This is a genomic window from Agromyces cavernae (genome assembly GCF_021044935.1).
Taxonomy (GTDB): domain Bacteria; phylum Actinomycetota; class Actinomycetes; order Actinomycetales; family Microbacteriaceae; genus Agromyces; species Agromyces cavernae.
Genome location: NZ_JAJNMP010000004.1, coordinates 146604 through 159834 on the forward strand (window position 1 = coordinate 146604; position 13231 = coordinate 159834).

The following is a 13231-nucleotide window of genomic DNA, read 5'->3' on the forward strand; positions in this document are numbered from 1 at the left end:
GGCCGGGGGCTACAGCGCCCCCTCCAACGCGCGGCGGAGCAGGTGCGCCAGCGCATCGAGTTGCACCGAGTCGGCCGAGCCCGGCTCGACGTCGCTGCCGTCGAGCGCGCGCGCGGCGAGGCCCTGCTTCGAGTCGATGAGCTCGGCGATACGGGCGTCGATCGTGTGCGCCGCGATGATGCGCCACGCGGTGACCGGCTCGTCCTGTCCGATGCGGTGCACGCGGTCGATCGCCTGGGTCTGCTCGGCCGCGGTCCAGCTGAGCTCGGCGAGCACGACGTTCGAGGCGGCCTGCAGGTTGACCCCGACCCCCGCCGCGGTGAGCGAGCAGACCGCGACGGCGACCTCGGGGTCCTTGTTGAACGCGTCGATCGCGGCCTGGCGCTGCAGGGCCGTCTGGTCGCCGCGCAGTGAAACCGTGCGCAGCTCGCGTGCCGCGAGCGCCGCCTCGGCCTGGTCCATGACGTCGATGTGCTTCGCGAAGAACACGACCTTGCCGACCGAGTGGGCGAGCTGCGCGGCGTAGTCGGCCGCGAGCCCGGCCTTCGCCTGGCCGATGCGCCGCACCATCGTGAAGACGTTCTCCCCGGACCGCGCCGACTTCGACTCCTCGAGCTCGGCGCTCGCGACCGCACGGATGAACTGGTCGCGCTGGTCGTCGTCGAGGTCGCCGACCCGGAGGCTGCGCGACTCGACGAGCGCGCGGAAGCGCGAGACGAGGCGGTTGCCGAGTTCGCGCTCGGCGGCGCGAACCGACCGGCCGAGCTCGTCGTCGAGTTCGACGGGCAGGTCGGCGATGCGCTTGTCGGGCAGGTCGGCCGCGACATCGACCTTGCGGCGTCGCACGATGCCGAGGTCGATCACGGTCTGGCGCGCCTCGGAGTAGAAGCCGTGGTCGGCGGGCGTGAGCCCCGTCTGCTCGAGCTTGCCGAGCAGCTCGGGCGAGGGCTTGTCGCCCTCGATCCAGCCGAGGAACTTCCAGATCGCCCGGAAGTCGTCGACGTCGTTGATGAGCGGCGTGCCGGTGAGGGCGAGCAGCAGCGGGTCGCCGCCAGGTGCGGAACGGCGGATGCGATCGGCGAGCGCGAGCACGTTCTTCGAGCGCTGCGACTGCAGGTTCTTGATGAAGTGCGCCTCGTCGACGACCATTCCTCGGAATCCGAGCGTCGACAGCCACGCCATGTGCCGGTCGAGCACGTCGTAGTTGACGACCACGACATCGGCGAACGCGTCGAGGGTGTCACCGTCGCCGTGGATGACCGTGGCACGGCGATGCGGGGTCCACCGCTCGACCTCGCGGGCCCAGTTCATCTTGACGACGTTCGGCACGACCGCGAGCAGCGGGTAGGCGTCGGCGACGGATGCCGCGAGCACCGACTGCGCCGTCTTGCCGAGGCCCGGCTCGTCGGCGAGCAGGAACGTGCGGTGCCCGTCGCGGGCGCTCTCGATGAAGCGCACCTGGTGCTTCATGAGCTCGAGTCCGCGCGGCGAGAGACGGTCGACGGCGGGCGCCTCGGGGAGCTCCATCGAGGCGGCGCGCCCGCCCGAGCCCATCTCGAACGACTTGAACAGCGGGCCGAGCAGCTCCCAGTTCGCGAGGCGGCGCACCGGCACGATCGGCGCCACGGGCTGCGAGAAGTCGGGCGCGAGGAACGGGTTCGCGAGCTGCCGCGAGCGAACGGACGCCGGGATCACCTGGTTCTCGGCGAGCTCGAGCTTCACCTCGGGCTCCCGCGTGATGATGAGCTCGTCGGGGCTGAGCTCGGCGCCGGACTCGAGCAGCCAGTCGCGGCGGAACCGCTGCGCGACGGTCGAGATCGAGGCGTCGGGTTCGAGCAGCGCGATGAGGCTCGTGTCGCGTGCCGCGGTCTTCGCGAGGATCTGCGCGATCCCGTCGAGTCGCTTCAGCAGCTCGACGCGCGCGGCATCGGCCACGTCGGCATCGGCCTTGACCCGCGCGCGCTCTTCGCGCATCAAGAGCGCGATGACCTGGAACTTCGTGCGGTTCGTTGGGCCGAGTTTTCCCTTCTGCGCCTTCTGCTCGACCTCTCGCACCTTGCGGGCGAGGATCGGGATGATGGGTGCGTCGTCATCGCGCGAGCGCGTGCGCTGCCGTTGCCTCGTCTGGGCCATGGTCCTCCCGTTTCCTCGTGCCGTACCCGGCACCCCCCTCGGCACCGTATGGTGATCGAGCCCGCGCGGAGCGGCTGGGATGCCGCCGGGCGCAGTACGCCGAATCCCGAACCGAGCAGCGGTGAGCGGGGCTCACACGGTCGGACGAAAAGAGCGGATTCGTCGGGCGCAGTGCCTATTCTAGCGGTCACCGCGCGCACCCCGGGACATCCGACGCAGATCGCCGGTGCGGTGGCCTCAGCCGACGACGTGGATCGCGTAGCTCAGCAGGAACCCCGCGGTCGCGAGCAGTCCCGTGAACGCGTGCGCAGAACGGAACGCCTCGGGGATCATGGTGTCGCAGATCATCGCCAGGATCGCGCCGGCGGCGATCGCCGTGATGAACGCGGTCAGCTCACCGCTCGCGCCGTCGAGCAGCACGAAGCCGGCGAGCGACGCGAGCGCGCTCGCGAGCGCGATGCCGGTCCACAGCACGAACACGTACGTGCGCGACCGCCCGCTCGCCTTGAGATCGGCGGTGCTCGAGAGTCCCTCGGGCACGTTCGAGATGAGGATGGCGACGAACACGGGAATGCTCACTCCCCCTCCGCCGACCATGCTGAGACCGAGCACCGCCGACTCGGGGATCCCGTCGAGGAGGGCGCCGAGCGCGATGCCGAGGCCCGTGCCGGGACTCTCGCCGCGGCCGCGTGGGTTGCGCTGATCGAGTCGATCGAGCAACCGGTTCGCCAGCACGTAGACGACGGCACCCACTGCGAACCCGCCCACGGTCGGCCAGAAGCCGCCCTCGGCCTGCGCCTCGAGCACGAGGTCGAACGCGAGCGCCGAGATCAGCACGCCGGCGCCGAACGCCATGACCGCGGCGACGACGCGCGTGGGCACCCGCACGAACCAGGCGACGACCGCGCCGGCGAGCAGCGCACCGCCTGCGAGGAGTCCGGCGATCGCCGCAAGGAGCCAGTCGGGCATGCTGCGAGCCTAGGCGGCGAGCGGCATCGGTCGCGGTTGATTTCGCCCGTGCGTGTTCCGGGCTACGGGCATACCCTTGAAGCATGGACGAGCTCGCGGGGGTGGGCGCCATCACGCCCGAAGACGACGATTTCACGGTCTCGCAGGACACGGAGTTCGACGAGCCCGACGAGGCCCACGACGACGACGACCGTTCGGTCGACGACAGCCTCGACGACGAGCTGCCGGGTGTCGACGCCGAGCGCCGGGTCGACCTGCGCGACGAGCGCGCTGCCGTCGGCGACGGCTGACCGGCGCAGGGGCGCGCGGGCTCAGACGCCGCCGCCTCCTCCCCCGCCTCCGCCGCCGCCCGATGACCCGCCGCCGCCCGATCCGCTCGACGACGAGCTCGAGCTCGACCCCGACCACGACGCGCTCGACGCCGACGAGAACGTCGACACGCCCACCGCGAACGCACCCGCGTTGAAGCCGCTGGTGCCCGAGTACCAGTTCGGCGAGCCGCCCTCGCGCGCGTACAGCTCTGCCAATACTTCGCTCCATTCGCGTTCGAGGCCGAACAGCACCGAATAGGGCAGCAGGCGCTCGTTGAGCTTCAGTACCGTCGCGGGGTCGGGCACGGCGCCCGCACCGATGTTCGCCCCGATCACGTCGGCTGCGGCGGCACCGGCCCCCACGCCCGCCGCGCCGACCCGCAACGCCCCGCTCGGGCTCTGCAGCACCCGCAGGCGGTCGGCCTCGGCGAGGCGGATGTAGAGGCGCAGCCCCTCGAGGTGGTCGCGCGCGGCACGCCCGGACTCGGTGAGCGGCCGCACTCCGGCGACGATGACCACCGTCACGAGTGCCGCGACGATCGCGATGACGAACAGCAGGAACGGCCAGGGTCCGCCGCGCCGGTCGTCGAGCGCGATGATGCCGAAGACGACGCTGAGCACGGCGGCAGCGACGGCGACGACGGCGAGCAGCAGGCGGATGCCGAGGTCGGGGCGATGCCGGAGCCCGGACAGCACGACCCGCTTGTGCACGTGCTGCCGCAACGAGAGCAGCTCCCTGCCGAGCCTGGCGTCACGTGACTTCAGCGCTCGTCGTGCGCCCGGGTACGGGTTGTCGCGATAGAGCGCTCGCACGACCGACTGCGCATCGCGATCGCCGAGTTCGCCGCCGACGAAGTCGACCGCGTACCGCCTGCGCCCGGTCTCGACGACACGGAGCTCGCCGGCGACGGCACGTTCGAGGATCGTCGCCGTGACGCCCTTGCCCGCATGCCCGGCGAGGTCCGCCGCCTCCATCGCGCTGATCCCGGCCGGCGGTTCGTACTGCGCGATGATCGTGCCGCGACCCGGGTGGTTGCGCCAGCGCCCGGCGCGCAGCACGATCGCCGTGAGCATCGCGAGCACGGCGAGCGCCGCCCCGACGGCGCCCGTGATCGCAGCGGCCGACGCCCCGAACGACTCGTCGCGCGGCTCGAAGGTGCCATCGCGGAACGCGACCGCGAACGAGAGGTTCTCGAACGGCCCCAGGCTCGCCGCCTCGGCGGTGACGGTCGGCGGGTCGACGACGAGCGAGTCGCACGGCTGGGTCGATCCCATCGGGCCGCGGTAGCAGGCGGCGTCGCCCGTGAGCGGGTCGACGAGGTCGGGATCGAGCCTCAGTTCGGCACGCACCGAGCCGAACGGCTGGCTCCACCCGGTGCCGTTCACGTCCCAGAAGAACTCGTCGATCGCCGCGTCGTCGGGCTCGAACGTCACGTTGTGCTGGCCGTAGGTGATGACGTAGGTCTGTTCGCCGTGCACGAAGCCATCGGCACGCACCGTGACGAGCAGGAACTCGCCCGCCTCGTCGGACTCGGTCTCGAATGCGCGGGGCGCGCCCGAGGCATCCGTCACCGATTCGACGACGAGGTCGGTGGGATGGCCGTCGTAATCGAGCGGGATCGCGCGGCGGATGCCCCGGTTCTGGTCGAACTCGGGGAACTGGGCCACGAGCGTCTCGGTGGTCTCGAGCACTGAGCGGCCGTCGGCGTCGCGCGAGAGCTCGTACACGGCGTCGAAGGACCGGAAGCTGAAGTTCTCGACGTTCGGCGCGGGTTCGCCGATCGCGGATGCCGCGGCCACGACCCGATCGCCGGGCCGGTCGTCGCCCCTCGCCGACGCGTTCGACGCCACGGCCGACGCCGCCGGAGCCGCCGTGAGCGCGGCGGCGGCGATGAGGACGGAGATGACTCGCGCGAGACCAGGTCGGGCCATGGCCCAACGCTAGCGCGCCGCAGCGGCGACACGATGGAATCTTCGGTACCCACCAGGGGTATCCCAGACACCGGGAGTATCCTGTGAGGGTGATCGAGGACATCAAGAAGCGCGCCCTGCACCGCACGAAGATCATCGAGGGCCAGCTGCGCGGCATCGAGAAGATGATCGAGAACGACGACTACTGCGTCGACATCATCACGCTCTCTCTCGCGGTGCAGAAGTCGCTCGCGTCGCTCAACAAGCTCCTCGTCGAGAACCACCTGCGCACGCACGTCACCGAGATGTACGAGGCGGGCGGCGAACAGCGCGATGCTGCCGTCGCCGAGCTGGTTCGCGTCTTCGAGCTGTCGAACAACCGGAGCTGACGTGACCCGCATCGAGCTCGTCACCGGCGACATCACCGCCGAACGGGTCGATGCGATCGTGAACGCCGCCAACTCGAGCCTGCTTGGCGGTGGCGGTGTCGACGGGGCGATCCACCGCGTGGGCGGTCCGACGATCCTGGCGGAGTGCCGTGAACTCCGCGCGACGACCCTGCCCGACGGCCTGCCCGTGGGTGAAGCCGTCGCGACGGGCGCGGGGCGGTTGCACGCGCGATGGGTCGTGCACACCGTCGGTCCCGTGTGGCCGGGCCCCGGGGCGGAGGCCGAAGCGCGGCGAGAGCTGCTGCGCGCCGCCTACCGCAACTCGCTCGGGCTTGCGGCTCGGCTCGGCGCGACCTCCGTCGCGCTCCCCGCCGTCTCGGCCGGCATCTACGGCTGGCCCGCCGACGACGCCGCCGTCGTCGCACTGGCCGCCGCGAGCGCTGCGGCGCCCGAAGCGGTGCCCGTCAGTGTGCGCTTCGTGCTGTTCTCCTCCCGCATGCACGACGAGTTCCGCGCCGCGGCCGATCGACTCGGCATCGCCGTCGATCTCGGCTGAGGCCCGGGCGCTCAGGTCCCGGGCGCGGTGACGGCGAGCCACGCATCGAGATCGCTCGGCTGGTCGGTGATGATGCCGTCGACGCCGAGGGCGCTGACCTCCTGCCACCGCTCGTGGGAGTTGAGCGTGTAGCAGAGCACCGCGATCCCGGCACCGTGCAGCGCCTCGAGCGCTCCCGGCTCGGCCGAGACCGACCCCGCCGTCGTGCCGAACCCGATCACCCCGAGGCGCTCGGCCAGCGGCACGGGGTCGGCGGGCAGCTCGCGGATGAGGAGGATGCGCGGCGTCGTCGGCGACACCCGCTGCACGGCGAACAGCGTCTCGAGGCTGAAGCTCTGCAACACGACCCGCTGGCGCAGCCCGTGCCGTTCGATCAGGTCGAGCACTGTACGCACCTCGCCGGGTCGCCAGTCGGCCTTGAGCTCCACGAGCGCACGGGCGGTCCTGCGCTCCGCGAGGGCGGTGAGGAACTCGTCGAGCGTCGGGATGCGCTCGCCGGCGTGGTCGCGGTCGTACCAGGCGCCTGCGTCGAGGCGCCGGAGCTCGGCGACGTCGACCTCACCGACCGAGCGCCGGTCGCCCGTGATGCGCTCGAGCGTCGTGTCGTGGAACAGCACGGGGACGCCGTCACGGCTGAGCTGCACGTCGGTCTCGACGAACGCGAGTTCGTCCATCGCGAGTTCGAGCGACGCCATCGTGTTCTCGGGCGCCTCGGCGCGGTCGCCGCGATGCCCGACGATGAACGCTGCTTCGCCCGGCAGGCGCAGCGCGCCGAAGACGTCGACCGCAGACGCGGCCGTCGGGGTCGCCGCGATGAGCAGCACCGAGGCGATGGCGACGGTGCCCGCCAGGGCGCAGGCAACGCGGACTGCGCGTCGCGGTCGCACCAGGAGGCGGTCGAGCAGGGGTCGAGCGGCTGCAGGCGCGGGCGGTGCGGACGATGCGACCGAGGGGGCGGTCGCCCAGGACGAGCGGGTCACGGGTGTGCGGGCCTTTCCACCGGCCGCGCGCCGTTGCGCGGCGGGTGCAGGTCACTCTAGCAACACCGTTACCGTTTCGTTACAACCCAAATCGCGGGCCGTGGCCGAGCACACTGCTCGCGGCCGCCGCCCACGCCGGTCAGCCTCGCTCGTTGCCCCGCTTGTAGTTGCCGGTGATGCGCGCGAGCAGGTGCTGCGTCGTCAATTCGTCGGCGCGCTGCAGCGCAGCGGCGAGCTTGCCCGCGTCGCGCCCTCCGACCGTCGTCACCGGTCGACCGCCGCGCGACACGATGACCGCCCCGTCTTTCGCGATGCGGTAGTCGAACGGGTCGGACACGAGCCGCCCGCGCTGGTCGGACGCGCCATTGCGACCTGCCATCTGATGCTCCCTACTTGAGGCTCTTCGTGTGCCAGACCGTCTTCGTCTCGGTGAACGCGGTGATGCGTCCCAACGCCGGCGCCGCCGCGTCGGCACCGCCCTCGGGTCGCAGCACCCGCTTCAGCGTGTCGGCCGCTTCGATCTCGAGCGAGACCCAGTCGAGGTCGCCGGCGCCCACGAGATCGAGCGCATTGACGTCGGAGTGGCTCGCGAGCCACGGCGCGATCTCGGCCGGCGAACCCGTCAGCACATTGACGACGCCGCCCGGCACGTCACTCGTCGCGAGCACCTCGGCGAGGCTGATCGCCGAGAGCGGGAACCGCTCGCTCGCCACGATGACGACCGAGTTGCCGGCGACGAGCGCAGGTGCGAGCGCCGAGACGAACCCGACGAGCGACGAGTCCTGCGGCGCGATGATCGCCACGACGCCCGTGGGCTCAGGCACCGAGATGTTGAAGTAGGGGCCGGCGACCGGGTTGGCGTTGCCGGCGACCTGGGCGAACTTGTCGGCCCACCCGGCGTACCAGACCCAGCGATCGATCGCCTCGTCGACCTGGGCGGATGCCACGGCGCGCGACGCTCCCTCGGCCTCTTCGATCTCGGCGACGAACTGGGCGCGCCTGCCCTCGAGGAGTTCGGCGATGCGGTAGAGCACCTGCCCGCGGTTGTACGAGGTCGCCCCCGACCAGCCGGAGACCGCGCCGCGCGCGGCGACGACGGCGTCGCGCGCGTCCTTGCGGGAGGCCTTGGCGACGTTCGCGAGGAATCCGCCGTCGGCGCGGAGCACCTCGTACGTGCGGCCCGATTCGCTGCGCGGGAACGCACCGCCGATGTAGAGCTTGTAGGTCTTCGGCACGGCGAGGCGGCTCACTTCGCTGCTCCCTTCTTGGCGGCCTTGGCTGATCGGCTCGGAGCGGTTCGCGTGTTCTTCGCGGCATCCTTGGCTTCGATGCGCGGCTTCGCCGCTGCCCGACCGGCGGAAACGGACTTGGCGCCCGCTCGACCGGCGGAGATGGCCGCCTGGCCGACCGGCGCCGGCGTCAGGTACGCGGCCAGGCCATGGCGGCCGCCTTCGCGCCCATACCCCGACTCCTTGTATCCGCCGAACGGGCTCGACGGGTCGAAGCGGTTGAACGTGTTCGCCCACACCACGCCGGCGCGGAGCTTGTCGGCGACGGCGAGGATGCGGCTGCCCTTGTCGGTCCAGATGCCGGCCGAGAGCCCGTAGGGCGTGTTGTTCGCCTTGGCGATCGCCTCGGCGGGCGTGCGGAACGTGAGCACCGACAGCACCGGGCCGAAGATCTCTTCGCGGGCGATGCGGCTCGAGGTCTGCACGTTCGTGAAGATCGTCGGCGCGTACCAGAACCCGTTCTCGGGGATCTCGCACGCCACGCTCCACCGGTCGGCACCCTCGGCGACGCCGACGTCGGAGAGCATGCGGATGCGCTCGAGCTGCTCCTTCGAGTTGATCGCCCCGATGTCGGTGTTCTTGTCGAGCGGGTCGCCGAGCCGCAGAGTCGAGAGGCGCAGCTTCAGGCGCTCGACGACCTCGTCGTGGATGTTCTCCTGGACGAGCAGGCGCGAGCCCGCGCAGCACACGTGGCCCTGGTTGAAGAAGATGCCGTTGACGATGCCCTCGATGGCCTGGTCGATCGGCGCGTCGTCGAACACGATGTTCGCCGCCTTGCCGCCGAGCTCGAGCGTGGCCTTCTTGTCGGTCCCCGCGATCTGCTTCGCGATCGCCCGGCCCACCGCGGTCGAGCCCGTGAACGCGACCTTGTCGACGCCGTCGTGGGCGACGAGGGTCGCGCCGGTGTCGCCCGCGCCGGTGATGATGTTGACGACCCCGGGCGGCAGGTCGGCCTGCTGCAGGATCTCGGCGAAGATGAGCGCCGTGAGCGACGTCGTCTCGGCGGGCTTCAGCACGACGGTGTTGCCCGCGGCGAGCGCCGGGGCGATCTTCCACGACAGCATCAGCAGCGGGAAGTTCCATGGGATCACCTGGGCGGCGACGCCGTGTGCGCGGGGGCCTGCGCCGAGCCCGGCGTGGTCGAGCTTGTCGGCCCACCCCGCGTAGTAGAAGAACCACGCTGCGACGAGCGGAACGTCGACGTCGCGCGACTCCTTGATGGGCTTGCCGTTGTCGAGCGATTCGGCGACGGCGAGCTCGCGCGAGCGCTCCTGCACGAGCCGGGCGATGCGGAACAGGTACTTGCCGCGGTCGCGACCGCTCATCTTCGACCACGTGCGGTCGTAGGCACGACGCGCGGCGGCCACCGCGTCGTCGACATCGGCCGGGTTCGCGTTCGAGATCATGGCGATGCGCTCTTCGCTCGCCGGGGAGATGGTCTGGAATGGAGTGCCGCGACCCTCGACGAACTCACCGTCGATGAAGAGGCCGTACTGGTCGCGCAGCGACAGGATCGCCCGCGACTCGGGGGCGGGTGCGTATTCGAGGAAGCTCATGGTTCAAAATCCTTTCGGTCCCTGAGGAGGCCCGCCAGGGCCGTCTCGAAGGGTCAGTCGATGGTGACGTAGTCGGGACCGGAGTAGTGGCCGGTGGTCATCTTCTGGCGCTGCAGCAGCACGTCGTTCAGCAGGCTCGATGCGCCGAACCGGAAGAGGTGGGGAACGAGCCAGTCTTCGCCGACCGTCTCGGCGACCGTGACCAGGTACTTGATGGCGTCTTTGGATGCGCGGATGCCGCCGGCCGGCTTGACGCCGACGCGGTGCCCCGTGGCGAGGTGCCAGTCGCGCACGACCTCGAGCATGAGCAGGGTCACCGGCAGCGTCGCAGCGGGCGACACCTTGCCGGTGGAGGTCTTGATGAAGTCGCCACCTGCGAGGATCGAGAGCCACGACGCACGGCGCACGTTGTCGTAAGTGACGAGTTCGCCGGTCTCGAGGATGACCTTGAGGCTCGCGCTCGTGCCGTCGGCGCGGCGACAGGCGTCTTTCACGGCGGAGATCTGGTCGAAGACCTGCCCGTAGCGACCGGCGAGGAATGCGCCGCGATCGATGACCATGTCGATCTCGTCGGCTCCGGCGGCGACGGCCTCTGCCGTGTCGGCGAGCTTGATCTCGAGCGACGACCGGCCGCTCGGGAACGCGGTCGCGACCGCCGCCACCGAGATGAGCCCGTCGTCGGGGTCGCCGTGGGCGCCGCCGAGGGCGTCGACCGCGTACGGCACCATGTCGCCGTACACGCAGACTGCTGCGACTCGCGGTGTCGACGGGTCGGCGGGGTCGGGGTTCACGGCCTTGGCGACGAGCGAGCGCACCTTTCCGGGGGTGTCGGCGCCCTCGAGCGTCGTGAGGTCGACGAGCGAGATGATCTTGTCGAGCGCCCACTTCTTCGACGACGTCTTGATCGAGCGGGTGCCGAGCCCTGCCGCGCGCTGCTCGAGGCCGACCGCGTCGACGCCGGGGATGCCGTGCAGGTACCGGCCGAGCGTCTGGTCGTCGGGTTCGCCGCCGAGCACGGCGAGCGCGCGCTCGCGGGCGGTGACGAGTGAAGTGCCTGACATGGTGTGCGACCTGGCTTTCGTGTATGAGTGGTGAAGCAGTGGGCGGCGTCAGCCGTCGAGGAGGTGGAGCGCCGTGGATTCGTCGGTGACGAGCACCGAGCAGAGTCGGCTTCGAACGACGGCGTCGGCCACGGCGTGCTTCGCTGAGCCGGCGATCACGGCGATCGCCAACTGCGACGCGCGGAGCTCGTCGAGCGTGAGGCCGACGGTGCGCGCGTCGAGCGCGGGATCGACGATGTTGCCGTCGGAGTCGATGTAGCGTCCCACGACGTCGCCGACGGCGCCCTTCTGCACGAGCAGGTCGACGTCGGCGGTCGAGAGGTAGCCGCTCTCGACATGGACCGAGCTGTGGTCGGCGGCGCCGGCGCTGAAGAGGTACGCGTCGGCCGAGCGGGCGAGGTCGATGACGCCGGCCACCACGCGGTCGGACTCGATGGCCTCTTTCGTGGAGAGCTGCTCGAGGATCGCGGGGCTCGGCAGCAGCGTGGCGCTGCCCCCGCCCTTCTGCGCGATGGCGACCGCCGTCGCGGCCGCGGTGCCGGCACGACGGTTGAGGCTGACGCCGCCGTTGATCTGCACGACGTTGACCCCTGCAGCCCACCCGTTGCGCAGGTGTTGCGAGATGTCGAAGAGGGTGCGCCCCCAGCTCACACCGAGGGTGCGCGGCACGGGTCGCAGCGCGGTGAGGTAGTCGGCGGCGGCCTGCGCGGTGCGCGCCTGCAGCTCTTCGGCCGAGACGACGCCGGCCGATGACACCACGATGGCGTCGGTGAGCCCCCGCTCGTCGCGGAGCCGACGCTCGATCGGCAGCCGTCGAGCGCGAGGATGCAGGATCTCGATGCGGATGAAGCCGCGCTGCTTCGCCTGCGCGAGCAGCCGCCCCACCTTCCACCGGGTGAGGCGCAGGGCCTGCCCGATCTCGTCCTGGGTCTTGTTCTCTTCGTAGTAGAGCTCGGCCGCCCTGATCGAGAGCAGCTCGTCGATCTCGTCCATGCGCCTCCGTCCGGCCCGGCGCTTCCCTCAGGCCTCGTATTCCAGCGTAGGCAGGTCGATGCGCATCGGCAACACTCGCGGGCGATCCTGCTCAGATGAGCACGCGGGCGCTGGAAGTCGCGCCTATGCTGAGGGGATGTCACTGCCGCTCGCGCTCGCCGTCGACTTCGGCGGAACCAAGGTCGAGGCAGCACTCGTCGACGCCCGAGGCGCGCTCCTGGCGGGCTCCCGCCATCGCCGGCAGACCGGCTCGGGCGCATCCTCGAGTGAACTCGACGCCGCGGTGCGCGACATCGTCTCGGCCGCACTCTTCGCCCGACCCGCCGACGCACCGCTCCTCGGGGTCGGCGTGGGCGCCGCAGGCCCCGTCGACCTCGACCACGGCACGGTCTCGCCGCTCAACGTACCCGCGTGGCGGGGACATCCGCTCGCCGAACGCATCTCCGAGATCGTGCACGACGCACCCGTGACGCTGCGCATCGACGGACTCTGCATCGCCCTCGCCGAGTACTGGGTCGGCGCCGGTGCGGGCGCCGCGAACGTGCTCGGCATGGTCGTCTCGACGGGAGTCGGCGGCGGACTCGTCCTCGGCGGGCGCGCCGTGCCGAGCCCCACCGGCAACGCCGGCCACATCGGCCACGTCGAGGTCGGCGGATTCGACGACCTGTGCGCGTGCGGCGGTCGCGGGTGCCTCGAAGCCGTCGCCTCGGGCCCGCGCACCGTCGCGTGGGCCCGCACGCAGGGCTTCACGGGTGAGACCGGCGAAGACCTCGCCCTCGCCCACGCGGCAGGCGACCCGATCGCGCTCGCCGCCGTCGAACGCGCCGGCACCGCGATCGGGCATGCCGTCGCCACATCGACCAACCTGCTCGACCTCGACGTCGTCGCCATCGGAGGCGGCTTCTCGCGGGTCTCCCCCGCGCTCTTCGACCACGCACGTGCGGCCGTGACGGAACGCACCTCGTTCCCGTTCGTGACACGCGTCGAGATCGTGCCGTCGGGACTCTCCGACGAGGGCCCGCTCATCGGCGCGGCTGCGCTCGTGCATCGGCCTGAACTGCTGGCGTGACGGGGTCATCCGTC

The 13231-nt window shown here is 71.1% G+C and carries 13 protein-coding genes; 4 read left to right on the top strand and 9 right to left on the bottom strand.

The annotated features are described in order from the left end of the window. Positions 1–9: 9 nt before the first annotated feature. Both LQ757_RS16335 and LQ757_RS16340 read right to left on the bottom strand, forming a co-directional pair. Complete coding sequence (locus LQ757_RS16335; protein ID WP_231048329.1) at positions 10–2133, bottom strand: DEAD/DEAH box helicase; 2124 nt, start codon at positions 2131–2133, stop codon at positions 10–12. 237 nt (positions 2134–2370) lie between these two features. Then, positions 2371–3102, bottom strand: coding sequence for a ZIP family metal transporter (locus tag LQ757_RS16340; protein WP_231048330.1), 732 nt, complete (start codon positions 3100–3102; stop codon positions 2371–2373). A gap of 83 nt (positions 3103–3185) precedes the next feature. Here LQ757_RS16340 and LQ757_RS16345 point away from each other — a divergent pair, with 83 nt between their 5' ends. After that, positions 3186–3392: a hypothetical protein gene (locus LQ757_RS16345; protein ID WP_231048331.1), complete on the top strand. Its 207-nt coding sequence runs from the start codon at positions 3186–3188 to the stop codon at positions 3390–3392. A 21-nt stretch (positions 3393–3413) separates the two neighbouring features. Here LQ757_RS16345 and LQ757_RS16350 read toward each other — a convergent pair whose 3' ends face one another. Next, positions 3414–5345: a DUF2207 family protein gene (locus LQ757_RS16350; RefSeq protein WP_231048332.1), complete on the bottom strand. Its 1932-nt coding sequence runs from the start codon at positions 5343–5345 to the stop codon at positions 3414–3416. An 89-nt stretch (positions 5346–5434) separates the two neighbouring features. Between LQ757_RS16350 and LQ757_RS16355 the strand changes: the two genes are divergently transcribed. Then, positions 5435–5713 carry a metal-sensitive transcriptional regulator gene (locus LQ757_RS16355; protein WP_231048333.1) on the top strand — a complete coding sequence of 93 codons (279 nt, stop codon included), beginning with the start codon at positions 5435–5437 and terminating at the stop codon, positions 5711–5713. Between the two features lies 1 nt (position 5714). Then, positions 5715–6269, top strand: a complete 555-nt coding sequence (locus tag LQ757_RS16360) for an O-acetyl-ADP-ribose deacetylase (RefSeq protein WP_231048334.1) — start codon at positions 5715–5717, stop codon at positions 6267–6269. An 11-nt stretch (positions 6270–6280) separates the two neighbouring features. Here LQ757_RS16360 and LQ757_RS16365 read toward each other — a convergent pair whose 3' ends face one another. The 6 genes from LQ757_RS16365 to LQ757_RS16390 form a co-directional block, all read right to left on the bottom strand. Beyond that, on the bottom strand, positions 6281–7249 hold the full coding sequence (locus LQ757_RS16365) for a glycerophosphodiester phosphodiesterase (RefSeq protein ID WP_231048335.1): 969 nt from the start codon (positions 7247–7249) through the stop codon (positions 6281–6283). Between the two features lie 139 nt (positions 7250–7388). Next, positions 7389–7628, bottom strand: a complete 240-nt coding sequence (locus LQ757_RS16370) for a hypothetical protein (protein ID WP_231048336.1) — start codon at positions 7626–7628, stop codon at positions 7389–7391. Between the two features lie 10 nt (positions 7629–7638). Next, positions 7639–8499 carry an aldehyde dehydrogenase family protein gene (locus LQ757_RS16375; RefSeq protein WP_231048337.1) on the bottom strand — a complete coding sequence of 287 codons (861 nt, stop codon included), beginning with the start codon at positions 8497–8499 and terminating at the stop codon, positions 7639–7641. Next, positions 8496–10094 carry an aldehyde dehydrogenase family protein gene (locus LQ757_RS16380; RefSeq protein WP_231048338.1) on the bottom strand — a complete coding sequence of 533 codons (1599 nt, stop codon included), beginning with the start codon at positions 10092–10094 and terminating at the stop codon, positions 8496–8498. Before LQ757_RS16380 ends, LQ757_RS16375 begins: the two co-directional genes overlap by 4 nt. Positions 10095–10147: 53 nt before the next feature. Beyond that, entirely contained in the window at positions 10148–11155 is a 1008-nt protein-coding gene (gene deoC / locus LQ757_RS16385; protein ID WP_231048339.1) for a deoxyribose-phosphate aldolase, read from the bottom strand. Between the two features lie 48 nt (positions 11156–11203). After that, entirely contained in the window at positions 11204–12148 is a 945-nt protein-coding gene (locus LQ757_RS16390) for a sugar-binding transcriptional regulator (protein ID WP_231048340.1), read from the bottom strand. Positions 12149–12284: 136 nt separating this feature from the next. Here LQ757_RS16390 and LQ757_RS16395 point away from each other — a divergent pair, with 136 nt between their 5' ends. Next, positions 12285–13217: an ROK family protein gene (locus LQ757_RS16395; protein WP_231048341.1), complete on the top strand. Its 933-nt coding sequence runs from the start codon at positions 12285–12287 to the stop codon at positions 13215–13217. Positions 13218–13231: the final 14 nt, after the last annotated feature.

Bases quoted from the DNA above. Each gene is read 5' to 3' on its own strand.
- LQ757_RS16350 (WP_231048332.1), bottom strand. From the start codon at position 5,345: ATGGCCCGACCTGGTCTCGCGCGAGTCATCTCCGTCCTCATCGCCGCC.
- LQ757_RS16390 (WP_231048340.1), bottom strand. From the start codon at position 12,148: ATGGACGAGATCGACGAGCTGCTCTCGATCAGGGCGGCCGAGCTCTAC.
- LQ757_RS16340 (WP_231048330.1), bottom strand. From the start codon at position 3,102: ATGCCCGACTGGCTCCTTGCGGCGATCGCCGGACTCCTCGCAGGCGGT.
- LQ757_RS16395 (WP_231048341.1), top strand. From the start codon at position 12,285: ATGTCACTGCCGCTCGCGCTCGCCGTCGACTTCGGCGGAACCAAGGTC.
- LQ757_RS16370 (WP_231048336.1), bottom strand. From the start codon at position 7,628: ATGGCAGGTCGCAATGGCGCGTCCGACCAGCGCGGGCGGCTCGTGTCC.
- deoC (WP_231048339.1), bottom strand. From the start codon at position 11,155: ATGTCAGGCACTTCACTCGTCACCGCCCGCGAGCGCGCGCTCGCCGTG.
- LQ757_RS16345 (WP_231048331.1), top strand. From the start codon at position 3,186: ATGGACGAGCTCGCGGGGGTGGGCGCCATCACGCCCGAAGACGACGAT.
- LQ757_RS16380 (WP_231048338.1), bottom strand. From the start codon at position 10,094: ATGAGCTTCCTCGAATACGCACCCGCCCCCGAGTCGCGGGCGATCCTG.
- LQ757_RS16335 (WP_231048329.1), bottom strand. From the start codon at position 2,133: ATGGCCCAGACGAGGCAACGGCAGCGCACGCGCTCGCGCGATGACGAC.